This is a genomic window from Gardnerella swidsinskii (assembly GCF_003397705.1).
Lineage (GTDB): Bacteria > Actinomycetota > Actinomycetes > Actinomycetales > Bifidobacteriaceae > Bifidobacterium > Bifidobacterium swidsinskii.
In genome coordinates this window covers 303995-319030 of the sequence record NZ_QJVB01000002.1, presented here as the reverse complement: position 1 = coordinate 319030, position 15036 = coordinate 303995, and the positions used below count along the sequence as shown (strand labels likewise).

The 15036-nt window shown below is 41.4% G+C and carries 10 protein-coding genes and 1 pseudogene; 7 read left to right on the top strand and 4 right to left on the bottom strand.

Annotation, left to right across the window (positions count from 1 at the left end; translation table 11 throughout):
• Positions 1-139 precede the first annotated feature (139 nt).
• From D0T18_RS03615 to D0T18_RS03590, 6 genes are all read left to right on the top strand, one after another.
• The gene (locus D0T18_RS03615; RefSeq protein WP_102155694.1) at positions 140-1141 is read left to right on the top strand and encodes an amino acid ABC transporter permease; all 1002 of its coding nucleotides are present in this window, start codon (positions 140-142) and stop codon (positions 1139-1141) included.
• 85 nt (positions 1142-1226) lie between these two features.
• Positions 1227-2015, top strand: coding sequence for an amino acid ABC transporter ATP-binding protein (locus tag D0T18_RS03610; RefSeq protein ID WP_116431593.1), 789 nt, complete (start codon positions 1227-1229; stop codon positions 2013-2015).
• Between the two features lie 95 nt (positions 2016-2110).
• The gene (glmS, locus tag D0T18_RS03605; protein WP_116440495.1) at positions 2111-4018 is read left to right on the top strand and encodes a glutamine--fructose-6-phosphate transaminase (isomerizing); all 1908 of its coding nucleotides are present in this window, start codon (positions 2111-2113) and stop codon (positions 4016-4018) included.
• Positions 4019-4064: 46 nt separating this feature from the next.
• On the top strand, positions 4065-5495 hold the full coding sequence (locus D0T18_RS03600; RefSeq protein ID WP_033888514.1) for an ABC transporter substrate-binding protein: 1431 nt from the start codon (positions 4065-4067) through the stop codon (positions 5493-5495).
• Positions 5496-5677: 182 nt separating this feature from the next.
• Complete coding sequence (locus tag D0T18_RS03595) at positions 5678-6445, top strand: type III pantothenate kinase (protein ID WP_004108421.1); 768 nt, start codon at positions 5678-5680, stop codon at positions 6443-6445.
• A 247-nt stretch (positions 6446-6692) separates the two neighbouring features.
• A complete protein-coding gene (locus D0T18_RS03590) occupies positions 6693-10169 on the top strand; it encodes a BspA family leucine-rich repeat surface protein (protein WP_116440494.1) in 3477 nt (1158 codons plus the stop codon).
• Between the two features lie 139 nt (positions 10170-10308).
• Here D0T18_RS03590 and D0T18_RS03585 read toward each other — a convergent pair.
• The 4 genes and pseudogenes from D0T18_RS03585 to pdxS all read right to left on the bottom strand — a co-directional run bounded on the left by D0T18_RS03585 (position 10309) and on the right by pdxS (position 12827).
• A pseudogene (locus D0T18_RS03585) lies at positions 10309-10589 on the bottom strand (type II toxin-antitoxin system YafQ family toxin).
• Positions 10586-10918 (bottom strand): type II toxin-antitoxin system RelB/DinJ family antitoxin, encoded by a 333-nt coding sequence (locus D0T18_RS03580; protein ID WP_116440493.1) that lies wholly within the window; start codon positions 10916-10918, stop codon positions 10586-10588. The pseudogene D0T18_RS03585 and the gene D0T18_RS03580 overlap by 4 nt, the downstream one beginning before the upstream one ends.
• 377 nt (positions 10919-11295) lie before the next feature.
• Positions 11296-11889, bottom strand: coding sequence for a pyridoxal 5'-phosphate synthase glutaminase subunit PdxT (pdxT, locus tag D0T18_RS03575; protein WP_116440492.1), 594 nt, complete (start codon positions 11887-11889; stop codon positions 11296-11298).
• A gap of 2 nt (positions 11890-11891) precedes the next feature.
• Complete coding sequence (pdxS, locus tag D0T18_RS03570) at positions 11892-12827, bottom strand: pyridoxal 5'-phosphate synthase lyase subunit PdxS (protein WP_076002965.1); 936 nt, start codon at positions 12825-12827, stop codon at positions 11892-11894.
• Positions 12828-13308: 481 nt separating this feature from the next.
• Between pdxS and D0T18_RS03560 the strand changes: the two genes are divergently transcribed.
• Positions 13309-15000 carry an ABC transporter substrate-binding protein gene (locus D0T18_RS03560; protein ID WP_033888460.1) on the top strand — a complete coding sequence of 564 codons (1692 nt, stop codon included), beginning with the start codon at positions 13309-13311 and terminating at the stop codon, positions 14998-15000.
• Positions 15001-15036: the final 36 nt, after the last annotated feature.

Here is a 15036-nt window from a genome sequence, read left to right as displayed (position 1 = left end):
TAGCTATGAAACTTTAGCTATCAAATAATTGAATAATTATCTAAAATGATATTGTTAATCTGAGTCGTGATTGAATTCTCGGCTCAGATTGTTTCTTTACTTTGCTGTTTTTGTATAAACGTACTTATTGGAGCATATTTTGAATTCTTTAATTGGTAACTCTGCTAAGAGCAAGTCCGGAGTAACTAACTCTGAACGTATTTTGCCAGTAAAAAAGCCAGGACCTATTATTGCCGGAGTCATTGTAGCTGTAATAGCATGTTCGCTTCTTTACAGTATTATTACTAACCCTCGTTTTGAATGGCAAGTAGTCGGAATATATTTAATAAGCGATAACGTGCTTTCTGGTATTGGCTGGACGTTACTTCTTACGCTAATTGCTATGGTAATTTCAATCGTGTTTGCTGTAGGCTTAGCGATGATGCGCAAGTCAGTTAATCCTGTGCTTCGTGGCGTAAGTTGGTTCTTTATTTGGTTTTTCCGTGGTACTCCTGTTTATACGCAGCTTGTATTTTGGGGCATGTTTGCAGTGCTTGTGCCGAGAATTAGTATTGGCATTCCTTTTACTTCTGTAGAATTTTGGTCTATTGATTCTAATGTAATTATGACTTCTCTTACTGCTGCTGTAGTTGGTTTGTCTTTGAATGAATCCGCTTATTTGTCGGAAATTGTTCGAGCAGGATTGGAAGCCGTTGATAGTGGACAAGTTGAAGCTGCTAAGGCTCTTGGAATGGGTAGAGCTTTAACTATGAGGCGTGTAATTCTTCCTCAAGCAATGCGTATTATTGTTCCTCCGCTTGGTAACGAAACAATCGGTATGCTAAAAACGACTTCGTTAGTTCTTGCAGTTCCGTTTACTCTTGAATTGCAATTTGCTACAAATGCTATTGCTAACCGTATCTATAAACCAATTCCGCTTCTTCTTGTTGCGAGTATTTGGTATTTGATTATTACTTCCATTTTGATGGTTTTGCAATACATGCTCGAGAAGCATTTTGCTAAAGGCTTTGAAGCAAGAGATATTGTAAAACATGCTCAACTTAATACTGATTCTGATCAGCGCGGCGATCAATCATTAGATGCTAAACGGAAAAATGTTAAAGGACGAAATGATGCTGCTATGCTCGGATTTAATGCTTAAATAAGCGCATAATAGCTTAAATTTTAAATATTTTTCTTTGTAAACTTTAAATTTTGCATGAAACAAACAAATTGGATGTGAATAAATGGTAGAAGCAAAATCTAATCTTCCTGCGGTTGCTATTAACGATGTGCAAAAATCTTTCGGTCAATTGCATGTACTTAACGGTATTAATATGACGGTGAACCCAGGTAGCGTAACAGTTATTTTGGGTCCGTCCGGTTCTGGAAAATCGACGTTATTGCGTTTAATTAATCAATTAGAAACTTTGACTGCAGGAAGTATAAGTATTTATGGCGAGCGCATCGGTGTAAAGCAAGTAATGCATAAAGGTGAGAAGTGCCTGCAGGCTCTTAACGACAAAGAAATTGCTCAACAGCGTGCGAAGCTTGGCATGGTATTCCAGCGTTTTAATTTATTCCCTCATATGACGGCTTTAGAGAACGTTATGGAAGCTCCTGTTCATGTTATGCATATGAAAGCTCAAGAAGCGCGCGATTTAGCTATTGAAGAACTAAAGCGAGTTGGCATGGATGAGCGTATGAACCATTATCCTGCAGAACTTTCAGGCGGTCAGCAGCAGCGCGTTGCAATTGCTCGCGCTCTTGCTATGAAACCGGAAATTATGCTATTTGACGAGCCAACATCCGCGTTAGATCCAGAGCTTGTAGGTGAGGTGTTAACCGTTATGCGAAATCTTGCTAAAGATGGCATGACTATGATTGTAGTAACTCACGAAATTGGTTTTGCGCGTGAGGTTGCAGATCAGGTTGTGTTTATGGATGGCGGTGTCATAGTTGAGCAGGGTAGTGCAGATATTATTACTAGTCCGCAAACTGATCGTTTTAAAGATTTCCTAAATCACGTATTGTAATTTACGTAAGAAACGTATCTTATTTATGTAGTTTTGCATAGTTTTTGTGTGCTTCTCTGGCGTGCGCTCGCTCGCATAACGTACAATAGAAGATTATGTGTGGCATTGTAGGATACGCAGGTTTTGGAAAAGTTTGTGCAAAACCTTTAGAAGTTTGTTTAGGTGGGTTAGAGCGTCTAGAATATCGCGGATATGACTCTTCGGGCGTAGCTTTAGTTGCTCCTGGAATGAAATGTGCGACTGTGCGAAAGAAAGCTGGTCGTTTATCTGTTCTTCGCAATGATATTGATGCAAATCCTATGCCTGAGGCGAGTGCAGCTATTGGTCATACTCGTTGGGCTACTAATGGTGCTCCTTGTGACACTAATGCGCATCCTCATACTAGTGCAGATGGCAAAATCGCGCTTATTCATAACGGCATTATTGAAAATGCTGTTGTATTAAAAGAGCAGCTTCACGAAGAAGGATACGAATTTTCTTCTCAAACAGATACTGAAGTTGCTGCAAAATTACTTGGTAAAATTGCGAATGATATTGTAGACGAAACTGGCAAGCCGGATTTATTTACAGCTCTTCGTCGTACTGCAAAAATGTTAAAAGGAGCTTTCACATTACTTGCTGTTGACGTTCGTCAGCCTGGTATTGTGGCTGCTGTTCGTCACGATTCGCCTTTGGTCGTAGGTCTTGGAGACGGTGAATATTTCCTTGGCTCTGACGTTGCAGCTTTTGTTGCTTATACGGATCGAGTCTTGGAAGTTGGTCAAGATCAAGCTGTGTGCATTGGAGATGTAGATGGCAGTGGCAAAGCATCTTTGCTTCTAACTGATTTTGACAATAATATTGTTAAAAATCCTACTTGTTTTACGGTTGATTGGGATGCTTCTGCAGTAGAAAAAGGCGGTTGGGATTCCTTTATGGATAAGGAAATTCATGAGGATCCGCATGCTGTCGCTGACACTTTGCGAGGTCGCTTTGATGCGCAAGGAAATATTGTTCTTGACGAAGTGCATATTAGCCAAGATGTTTTGCGTTCAATAGATAAAATTATTGTTGTTGCTTGCGGAACTGCAAGTTATGCCGGATTGGTTGCAAAATATGCTATTGAGCACTGGGTGCGCGTGCCGGTTGAGGTGGAGCTTGCGCACGAGTTTCGCTACCGTGACCCTATTTTGACGCATCGAACATTGGTGGTTGCAATATCGCAGTCTGGCGAAACAATGGACACTCTTATGGCTTTGCGTCACGCGCGCGAGCAGGGAAGTAGGGTTCTTGCAATTTGCAATACGCAAGGTTCTAGCATTCCGCGCGAATCTGATGCAGTTCTTTACACGCATGCAGGTCCCGAAATAGCAGTTGCATCTACTAAAGCTTTTGTTGCGCAAATAGTTGCAGCCTATATGCTTGGTCTGTTTTTGGCGCAAGTAAAAGGCACTATGTATCGCGACGAAATTCAGCAAATCGTTGCGCAATTAAAAGAGATGCCGGATAAAATTCAGCATGTACTTGATGCACAATCTGAATCAATTATGAAAGCTGCTGAGCATACTCTGGAAGCTAAATCTTTCCTTTTCTTAGGTCGACATGTTGGCTATCCTGTTGCGCTAGAAGGTGCGTTGAAGCTTAAAGAAATTGCGTATACCTTTACTGAAGGTTTTGCTGCAGGTGAGCTTAAGCACGGTCCTATTGCGCTTGTAGATGAAGGTGAGCCGGTAGTTGTGATTGTGCCATCTTCTCGCGGTCGTGATGTGCTTCATGCGAAAGTTATTTCTGGAATTGAAGAAGTTAAAGCGCGCGGAGCTTTCACTATAGCTGTTGCAGAAGAGGGTGATCCAGATGCTTCTCGCTATGCAGATATTGTGTTCTGGCGTCCTAAATGTGCAACTTTGCTAAGTCCTCTTGTAGATGTAGTTGCATTGCAATTATTTGCAATGGATATGGCAAAGTTAAAAGGTTATGATGTTGATAAGCCTCGTAATCTTGCAAAGTCTGTAACTGTTGAGTAAGCGCATAACAACGTTGAGTAACACAAAGTAACGGATGGCAAATCTTATGTCTGCATTTGCAAGAATTTTGCAACAACGCAATCATTTTGGACGCTTGCTTTTTTCGATACTTTGTGTTTTTTCTTTGCTATTTTCTTGCGGATGCGGAACTAAAGATTCTAGAACTCAAATTAGTGTTTGGTCTTGGGAACCAAGCATGAAACGACTTGCTGAAGAATTTGAACTACATAATCCGGATGTTCACGTAACTGTAAAGGATACTAGCGGATATAGCAATCTTAATAGCGCTATTCAAGATGGCTATGGTATGCCAGATGTTGTTCAATTAGAATATTTTGCTCTTCCGCAATATGCGGTAAGTGGACAGCTTTTAGATATTACTGATCGTGTGAAAAATACTCGCACTTTCTATACTCCTGGAACATGGTCTTCTGTGCAACTTGGTGGACGTGTTTACGGTTTACCAATGGATTCTGGCCCAATGGCTTGGTTTTATAATGATGACGTATTTAAGCAGGCTGGTGTAGATGCCACAAAAATACACACTTGGGAAGATTACCGTCATGCTGCTCGTAAGCTTAAAGATATCGGTGTGTATATTGCAGCAGACTCAGGTGACGCAAGTTTTTATAACGCTATGATTTGGCTTGCAGGTGGACACCCGTTTATGACTTCTCATGATGGGAAAACAGTTACTGTTAGATTGAGTAAAGATAAGGGTACTGAAGAGTTCACAAAGTTCTGGCAATCAATGATTGATGAAGGCTTGATTGACATTAGAACTACAACTTGGAGTCAACGCTGGAAGAACGGTGTTGGAGCTGGAAAAATTGCTTCTGTTTTCTCAGGAGCCTGGATGCCGTCTTTGCTTCTGGAAAATGTGCCTGGAACTGCAGGATTGTGGAAGGTGACGAATGTGCCAACTATGCACGGAGAAAAGCGTAATGCAGAAATGGGCGGTTCTTCGTTATCTGTGCTTAAATCGAGTCGTAAGCCTGAAGCAGCAATGCGATTTGTGAATTTTGTATGCCATGATATGCATGGAATTCGTACTCGTGTCAATGGTGGAGCGTTTCCTGCAGATGTTGTTACGCTTAGAGATAAGTCATTTTTAGATAGAGCTACTATTCGTGATTCACGAGGCATTGATATACCTTATTTTGGCGGTCAGAAGTTTAATCGTGTATTTGCAGATGCCGCTAATCGCGTGGATACGGGATACAGGTATTTACCTTTTGAAGTGTACTCGCGAAGTGATTTTAGAGCAACTATGGGTCGAGCATATGACTGGAGTGTTAAATCTTTAGCTAGATTAAACGTGCAAGCCATGATTGATGCTGGTGTTACTCAAGATGATGGAAGTAAATTGTGGCTTCCAGATGATCCTGGTAAACGTATTTCTTTAAAAGATGGTCTTTTATTGTGGGAAAAAGATCTTCAAGAATATGGTTACAATCAAGGATTTGTAGTTAGATAATTTCGTAACTTATTACAATTAAGTGATTTCGTAAAAGCAGCTTAATTTTGCGTAAAAGTAAGATTATTAGCAAAAGTAGTATAAATACAATAGGATAGTATACATACACATACAATACGTGCGCACGTGATTGCAGATTAACTTAATTAATCCGTAAATGCCAATATAGGAAGTAGGCACACATGTTATTAGCAGTAGACATTGGTAATACGAATATTGTGCTGGGTTTTTTGGAAAATAACCGAATTGTTGGCACTTATCGTATGACAACAAAGTCTAATCATACATCAGACGAGTATGGCATTATGATTGCACAATTTTTGCATTTAAGCGGATTTACAATAAACGATGTTGAAGATGTTATCGTTGCTTCTGTTGTGCCGAAAGTTATGCATTCATTCCGCGCTAGTATTATCAAATTTCTTCATATTGATCCTATGATTGTAGGACCTGGTGTTAAAACCGGTATGAATATTCGTATTGATGAGCCAAGAACTCTTGGTGCGGATTGTTTAGCTGATTGCGTTGGTGCGTTTAGTGAGTATGGAGGATCTGTACTAGTTATTGATTTTGGTACGGCAACAACTTACAACTATATAGATAAAAGTGGTGCTATTACTTGCGGACTTATTTGCACAGGTATTCGTACTGCAGCTGCGGCACTTTGGGATAACACGGCTCAGCTTCCAGAAGTGGAAATAGCTAGACCGCAGTCTGTTCTTGCAAAATCTACTAAACTCGCAATGCAAGCTGGATTATATTACAGCTTCTTGGGTGGAATTGAGCGCACAATAGAACAGTTTAAGACGGAGATTGGTGAGCCGTTTAAGGTAATTGCTACTGGCGGATTGGGTAGATTGTTTGAAAAAGACGTGAAAACGATTGACTTTTACGATCCTGACTTGATTTTCAAAGGTATGGCTGAAATTTATAAGCGCAACCTGCGGTAATATAATGCGAATTTGCTGTTGTGGATATTCGTCATAGCGATTTCGTTTGTTGCGGCGATTTGTTATAAAAATTTGCTGTATAAATTTGTTATTAGTAAGTTGTTATACCAATTTCGCATTTAGGCGTATACTATGAATAGTTATGTGTAAAGATTGCGTTCGCCGGTGAACCGTCTTGGGTATGTATTTGTTTTGCATACTGTTTATGCGCTGGCTGTGGATTCGTTCACATTTGAGAGGAAGTTTGATGATGGGTAGTAGGAAACATCGTATTCTTTCAGCAATTGGCACCGTTTTATGCCTAGTCTCTATGATTGTAAGCGTAACCGTGTTGCCGGCGATGGCTTATGCCAACGTAACGAAGAATCCATTGTTTGCTGCTGCCGGCGCTGCTGCTGCCGAGAATAATAGGGGTCAAAATAAGTCGGGTGAAGGGGGATCTGGTAAAGAAGTTAAAGAGGGAGCTGGTAAAGAAGTTAAAGGGGATAAGGCTAAAGAGGTAGATAAAAAAGAAGGTAAGAGAAATGATGGGGCAGCTAATGGGGCAGCTAATGGGGAAACTGGTAATGAATCTAATGGGGGGGGGTCTGTAGATAACAGCAATGCTGGCAAAGATGCCAGTAAAGATACTGTAAAATCTGGTAAATCTGACAAAAATGCTGACAAAAATGCTGACAAGGCTTCTAAAAAAGATAGCAAAGACGCTCAAAAAGCTAAGAGTCAAGATCGCGTCTCCGGTGATAGTGAGAAATTAACCCTAGAAGAAGTTAAAAAGCTTCCTGCTTGCGTGGCTAATGCCATAGTAACTTCAGGTGAAACAATCGAGACTCTTTCAATCGAGCCTCCATCCGGAGCAGACAAGTGTGCCGTTAGTGCTGATCATCACGGTGATGAGTTTGGTGAAATTATAAATGAAATAAAAAAACTTTCTCCTACAGAAGGATTGCTTGGTTTTTACAGAGGCAGAGTGTATGCGTACGGGCGTTTGTCAAAGAATGGTGTGGGTCTTTTTTCAGGGGAAAATATTAGTAACATTGATAGCATAAACAATTTCGATATAAGTTATGTTACAGATATGTCCTATCTATTTAAGGATTCCTCATTAACTGATTTTAGTTTTTTGAGCGGTTGGGATGTGAGCAAGGTTACGAATATGGAGGGCATGTTCGAGGGGTGCACTGGTTTAGAAGATATTAGCGGTTTGGCTAATTGGAAGGTTGACAATGTTACGAATATGGAGGGCATGTTCGAGGGGTGCATGAGCTTGAAATCGCTTAAAGGGTTGGAAGATTGGGATGTGAGCAATGTTAGAAGTATGTCCGGAATGTTCGCGTCTATTATTAAGAACCAAAATCAACATGATGCTTTGAATCCAGTAGACGGGTATGCAGGTGAGATGGCGATTGCTTCTGTTGAACCTTTACGTAAGTGGAATGTTAGCAATGTTATGAACATGAACAGAATGTTTGAGGGTTGCACCAGCATAACAGATTTTACTGGTTTGGAAGGTTGGGATACTAAAAGCGTTGTGGCAATGATCGGTATGTTCGAATACTGCAAGAGTATGAGTTCGCTTGGATTTTTGAAAAAGTGGACTGTAAAGAACGTTGAATATATGATGGCAATGTTTGCGCTGTGCGACAAGATTAAAAATACTGAGGGCCTAGAAAATTGGAATGTTAGTAACGTTACAAAAATGGATGACATGTTTGCAGAATGCTCTAGCCTCGATAGTATCAGTGGATTATCTAATTGGAAGACAAGCGGTAAGAGCAGTACAAGCAAATTAACTAGCACGTATAGAATGTTCGATAACTGCAGTTTTCTTTCTGATCTTCAACCTTTGAGCGGTTGGAATGTTGGCAGTGTTACTGACATGCATGACATGTTTAACAATTGCGGCAGTCTTACTGGTCTTGAACCTTTGAGTGGTTGGGATGTTGGCAGTGTTAAGAACATGAACAGCATGTTCATCGGTTGTAATGGTTTAACTAGTCTTGAGTCTTTGAGTAAGTGGTTGAATGATAAGAGCAGTGTCACGGACATGAGTAGCATGTTCAGCGGTTGTAATAGCTTGAGTGACCTTAAAGGTCTAGAAAAGTGGAATGTTAGTAATGTTAAGAACATGAGCAGCATGTTCAGCGGTTGCGCTACGGATATCTACGGTTCCGGAGATGATCCTAATCCTATTGGTATAAAAGGATTGGCTGATATAAGTGCATTAAGTGATTGGAATGTTCGCAGTGTCACGGACATGAGCAACATGTTCAGCCATGAGGTTAGCGGTTCTGATTTTGATAAGCTGACTGATATAAGTGGATTGAGTAAGTGGAATGTTAGCAATGTTAAGGACATGTCTAGCATGTTTGCATATTGCAAAAAACTTACCGGCGCTGCAGATTTAAGCAAGTGGAATATTTCAAAAGTTACGAATCTTAGTTCAATGTTTTCCAATGCAGGAGCAGAAAGCGGCGACAGTCTTATATTAGATTTCAGCGATAAGGCTTTTACAAAATCGGATACACCTGTATACACGGATGACGAAGGGAAGCAGCGTTACTTTTCTGTTGATAGTATGTTCAGTGGTTTTAAAGGCACGCTGATTGCGAATAACTTGCAGTCTAGTGGTTTTGAGAATAATCCTGAGGATGATCCTATCAAAAGTCATTTTGCTGATGGCGAAATATTCTCCCTCGATGAGAATGGTCACAGCAATAATATAGTCGTAACTAATAATATTACGATTTTAGATACAATTTCAAACGATGATGATCTTAAAAAGATTGCATACTACATTCCTGTTAAAGCCAAGCTGATGGAGCCTGGAGATATAAAAAATGACAATATGACATGTGATTGCAATAGAGATTCGGGTGGCACTACTTATACTTACTATGTTCCTGCACTGTATAATTCGAGTAATTTAGAGAAGAAACAGGATGAAAAATCGCAGGATTATGCGTACAGAATTGTAAAAAATAGTTTCGCTTCAAAGTTGCGGTACGCTATAGATTCTCAATCGGGCAAAGGTACTAGTACTGAGGAACCAGGTGGAGATGAACCTGGCGGAGATGAACCTGGTGAAGGTGAAGGTGGCGATGAATCAGGTGGTGATACTGATACTGGCTCGCGTAGTGCAACGTTGAAATCGCGTGTAAAGAAACTGCGATCCGCAAGGAAATCGCGATCTGTAAGAGATGGCGATGATGAAGATGAAAATCCTGAACCTGAGCCTGACGAAAAACAGGGTAATACTTATAAAATCATGTTTAAGAAGTCAAGCGAAGGTGGTTGCACCTGGACAGAACTTGGCGATGGTGATGGTGCTGTGCCTGTTAGTAATCCAAAGTCGCCTTTAGTGTTCTTTACTACGACGTACTATTTGGAGACTTTTGTTAAGCCAGTGCCTTTGCCGCATACTGGCGGTCAGTCGGCTGTTATGTTCACGTTCTTGTCGATTGGACTGTTCTCAATGTTCGCTGTTGCTGGGGCATTTGGTCGTCATGGTTGGGTTGCGTCTGTGCTCTCTGGCTCTGCTTTAGCTGGGTTTTCGAAGGCTTTTGGTGGCGGCGCGCTCGATATTGCTTCTGGTGCTAAGCACTGCTTCGCGCATCCTGTTGTAAGTGGCTCGATGATTAAATCTGCTGTAAGTGCGGCAACCGGCTTCTTTGCTCGGTTCCGAAGTGACGATTCCACCTTCGGCAAGCACACTAAACAGCGCTAAATCGCAGCGCACGCAAAACACAACCGAATTCCCAATGAACTACCACACAAATCTGTCCTGCCTTCGTCAATTGAGACTAAGGCAGACCTCGCTTGCGTTGAAAGCACACTGTGATTTCAACGCTTAGCAACTCGCAGCGCTACTCGTTGAATACGTCTGAGTGTGTTCCCGTGCGAGAAAGCACAAGTACCACATCATCGTTATCTATGCGATATATAAGAAGCCAATTTGGTTTTACATGGCATTGCGGAATCCTAAATAGTTGCCTGTAAGTGCGTGGTCACAGTATCTTTCAGCAAGTTTCTCTTGCGGCGCAATCATTCGCACGACGCTATCTAAGAGGCTTATATCGTATCCTCGTTTTTTGATTCGCTTAAGATCTCTTTTGAATGAATTTAATAATACGACTTTTAGGCTCATTTTAGTGCGTCCTCCAATGCTTCGGTAACATTGTCGTAGCGCTTGTACTCTTCTGGATGTGCTTTCATGTAGTCGTATTCCTTAAACGCGGCGATTGTTTCTTTATTGTATTTTGGCTGTTTTAAGTCGAAGGGGAGTCCTTCTACCATAAGTGATTTGTGTAAGAACATGTTGATTGCTTCGCTAAGAGTTATGCCGAAGCTTGCGAATAATTCTTCTGCTTGCGCTTTAACATCCTTGGTGACGCGCACGTTGATGCTTGCGGTTTTCGCTGCGGTTTTTGCTGCTGCTGGGGTTGCTGTTGCTGTTGTAGTTGCGCTGATTGCCATAATATGCTCCTTGATTTTATACTTATAATTTTTGCTTCTATAAGTGCGCTAGTTTTCTTGACTCGTTAATTTTGTTTAATTTTGATTTGTTTTTCTAGCTCTTTTATATTCATATATCAACTTTTATTACATTCTATAATGTGTTGCACTGTTATACAATATTATATAAACGTTTTACACTGTATTACGATTGCATTACGTTTGTCGTGCATGTATACGTTTACTGTGCAAATTACATAAAATTCAAAGTTTTTGACGTACGCGTTAAAAAGTGTGTTGTTATTGCAGATTGCGTTCTGCGTGAGTAACGAAAAACAGCCAACGCTCGCGCGAGCGTTGGCTGTTTTATGGAACATTTGCCGGAGTTACGAATCCGCTTACAAATCCAAGAAAAGCTGGTGGATTCGCGTATCGTCGTCAAGCTCCGGGTGGAAGGACATGCCAATTTGGTTACCTTGGCGCGCGGCCACAATGTGACCATCAACAGTTGCAAGAACCTCAGCATTAGTGCCGACCTCTGCAATATAAGGCGCGCGAATAAATGTCATCGGCACCTTGCCAAGATCACCAAATTCAGCTTCGCAGTGGAAGCTTCCAAGCTGGCGGCCGTAAGCATTGCGCTTAACCGTTACGTCTAAAGTACCGAAGCCGTTAACTTCGTTACCTTCCACGTTCTTAGCAAGCAAAATCAAGCCTGCGCAAGTGCCAAGAACAGGCATGCCGCCTGCAATTCTCTCGCGCAAAGGCTCGAGCATATTTTGCTCGCGAAGAAGCTTAGCTTGCACGGTGCTTTCGCCGCCCGGCAACACTAATCTGTCGAAAGACTGCTCCAAATCGCGCGCCTGCCGAAGCTCTATTACGCGCGCTCCCAGCTTTTCCAGCATTAAGCGATGCTCAAGAAAAGCTCCCTGAACAGCTAAAACTGCTACAGTATGAGCGGAGTTATCAGTATTGGTAGGTGAGTTTGACAAAATTACTCGCCTCGCTCAGCCATTAAAAGCTTGATTTCCTGCTCGTTAATGCCAACCATAGCTTCGCCCAAGTTTTCGGAAAGCTTAGCAATCATCTTGGCGTCCTTGTAATTAGTTACAGCTTTAACGATTGCTGCAGCACGCTTTGCTGGGTCTCCAGACTTAAAGATACCGGAGCCAACGAATACGCCTTCGGCACCAAGCTGCATCATTAAAGCAGCGTCGGCTGGGGTAGCAACGCCGCCGGCTGCGAAGTTAACAACAGGGAGCTTGCCGTTTTGTGCAACGTATTTTACGAGTTCGAAAGGCACGCGCAAATTTTTGGCTTCTTCAAAAAGCTCATCCTCGCGCATGCTTGTAAGCTTACGAATTGCGGAATTCATCATGCGCATGTGACGCACAGCTTGAATCACGTCTCCAGTTCCTGGCTCGCCCTTAGTGCGAATCATGGAAGCGCCTTCGTTGATTCTGCGCAAAGCTTCACCCAAATCCTTAGCGCCGCAAACGAAAGGCACAGCAAAATCGCGCTTATTGATGTGATACACGTCGTCGGCTGGAGAAAGCACTTCGCTTTCGTCGATGTAGTCGATCTCGATAGCCTCAAGCACTTGTGCTTCAACAAAGTGACCGATACGGCATTTTGCCATAACAGGAATAGACACAGCCTCTTGAATGCCGTGGATCATAGCCGGGTCGCTCATACGAGAAACGCCGCCTGCTGCACGAATATCGGCAGGAATACGCTCCAAAGCCATAACTGCGCATGCGCCAGAATCTTCAGCAATTCGCGCCTGCTCTGGGGTGGTGACGTCCATAATTACGCCACCCTTAAGCATTTGCGCCAATTGGCGGTTCAATGCTGTACGGTCTTCGCCGCTTTTATTTTGCGGATCCGAGGATTCGTTCACAGTTACCGTAGTATTCAAGTTCTCAGCCATCATTCCTCGCTTTAGTTTTAACATATGAGATACGTGTATGCATCTTAATATTTCGTGAATTTGCGCGCTTCTACGCTGTAATCTTATGTCGATTATTGCGTACGTTTGCAAGTTTACGTTCTGTTGGAATTTAACCACATTCGTAGGATATATCTCATATGTATTGGTATAAAAATATTACAAAAATATACAAAATATGATTTGATTTTTTGGACGCGCCATAGGTGAGACTGGCTTGTCAATCGACTACGATTAGTAATGCAGTCGACTTGTATTTGGGTTTATGTGGTATGCAAATAGTTATGTTTGCAAATGTGCATTTCCAATAAAGCGGCGAGCTATAAGACAAAAATAAATAAAGAATAAATAAAGAATAAATAAAGAATAAATAAAGAATAAATAAAGAATAAATAAAGAATAAATAAAAAATAAATAATAACAAATAAATAATGTTTATATGCCATTAAGAAAGGTTTATGGTATGTCTAACAGCAAACCTGAGGAAAGCGTGCACGAAGAAAACGGCGCGACTGAAAAATTCTCCGGTAAAACTAACGATGAAGCTAACAAAAGCACTTCTTTCGCTGCGAGCACTGACTCTTCGCTGAATGAAGCTGAAAAATATGCTTATTCAGGCTCGAAACGCAAAATGGGCAAGATATGGCTATTTAGCTTAGCTATTGTTTTGGTAGTGGTGTTTAGTGCAATTTTTGCAACTCTTACTACATCTAATAAACCAAATAAATCAAATTCAGTATCGGAAATTTCGAACAAAACTGTATCTATAGGTCTAAAGTTAGCTCCTACGAATCTTGATATCCGTAACCAATCAGGTTCATCGCTTGACCAGTTGCTTATTGGTAACGTGTATGAAGGCTTAGTTGCTCGCAATGATATTAATCAGGTAGTTCCTTCGTTAGCTCAAAGCTGGGAAATAAGTAAAGATGGTTTGCGTTACACATTCCACATGCGTAAGGGCGCTGTATTTTCTAATGGCGATAGACTTACTGCGCATGATGCGGAATGGTCGTTTAACGAGCTTATTGCTAAAAAATATCGCGGCTCTAACATGGTTGGAAAAGTTGAGTCTGCTAAAGCAAAAGATGATTACACGTTTGAAATCACTCTTAAAGAGCCAAATGCTAAGCTTTTGTGGGCACTTTGCAGTCGTTCAGGTTTAGTTTTTGATAAAAACGCAAAGTATGATGCAAAAACTCAAGCAGTCGGTTCTGGACCGTATCTAATTGACAAATTTGTGCCAAATGATCGTGTTGTTTTAAAAGCAAATCCGCGTTATAAAGGTATTCATCGTGCGCAAACTAATAAGATAGTAGTTCGCTACTTTGTTGACGATAACGCAGCAGTTGACGCACTTTCTTCCGGCTCTGTGCAAGCGTTGGCTCCTATTTCTGGTCAACTTGCTAAGCCTTTTAAAGATGATTCCAAGCGTTACGATGTAAGTGCAGGTAATGGCACAGATAAATTTGTTCTAGCGATGAATATGAAAGGCGAACGTACTAAAGATAAGCGCGTGCGCAAAGCTATTCGTTACGCGATTGATCACAAGCAAATTATTGCATCTCGTGGCGGAACGGATTTAGCTCTTGGCGGTCCAATTCCTTCTCTTGACCCTGGTTATGAGGATTTAACTAAGCTGTATCCACATGATTTGCATCGCGCTAAGGCGTTAATGAAGGAAGTCGGATTTGACGAATCACATCCTATGGATTTGACGCTTACTTATCCGAATATTTACGGCACGCAAATTGGCGATCAGCTGCGCTCGCAATTGAAGCCTATTGGAATCAATTTGAAAGTTAATATTGTTGAGTTTACTACTTGGCTTCAGGATGTTTATAAGAATAAGCAGTATGATTTGTCGATGGTTGATCACAATGAGAGTCACGATTTTGGGCAGTGGGCGGATCCTACGTATTACTACGGATACGACAATAAGCAAGTCCAGGATTTGTATGCTAAAGCTATGCTTTGTGCGGATCCTAAAGAGTCAAACAAATTGCTTGCTCAAGCTGCGCGAATTATTAGCGAGGATGCTCCTGCTGATTGGCTGTTCAACTATCGCGTTGTAACTGCGAAAGTGAAGAATCTTGAAGGAATGCCTTTTGACATGAATCAAGAGATTTTGCCGCTATACAACCTGCGACTTAGTTGATTTTTATTTGCTAGTCGCCATCTAGTTTCTAATGTA

Excerpts from the sequence above, each read along its gene's own strand:
- D0T18_RS03580 (WP_116440493.1), bottom strand. The coding sequence starts at position 10,918 with ATGGCAATCAGCGCAACTACAACAGCAACAGCAACCCCAGCAGCAGCA.
- D0T18_RS03600 (WP_033888514.1), top strand. The coding sequence starts at position 4,065 with ATGTCTGCATTTGCAAGAATTTTGCAACAACGCAATCATTTTGGACGC.
- D0T18_RS03595 (WP_004108421.1), top strand. The coding sequence starts at position 5,678 with ATGTTATTAGCAGTAGACATTGGTAATACGAATATTGTGCTGGGTTTT.
- D0T18_RS03590 (WP_116440494.1), top strand. The coding sequence starts at position 6,693 with ATGATGGGTAGTAGGAAACATCGTATTCTTTCAGCAATTGGCACCGTT.
- D0T18_RS03610 (WP_116431593.1), top strand. The coding sequence starts at position 1,227 with ATGGTAGAAGCAAAATCTAATCTTCCTGCGGTTGCTATTAACGATGTG.
- glmS (WP_116440495.1), top strand. The coding sequence starts at position 2,111 with ATGTGTGGCATTGTAGGATACGCAGGTTTTGGAAAAGTTTGTGCAAAA.
- pdxS (WP_076002965.1), bottom strand. The coding sequence starts at position 12,827 with ATGGCTGAGAACTTGAATACTACGGTAACTGTGAACGAATCCTCGGAT.
- D0T18_RS03560 (WP_033888460.1), top strand. The coding sequence starts at position 13,309 with ATGTCTAACAGCAAACCTGAGGAAAGCGTGCACGAAGAAAACGGCGCG.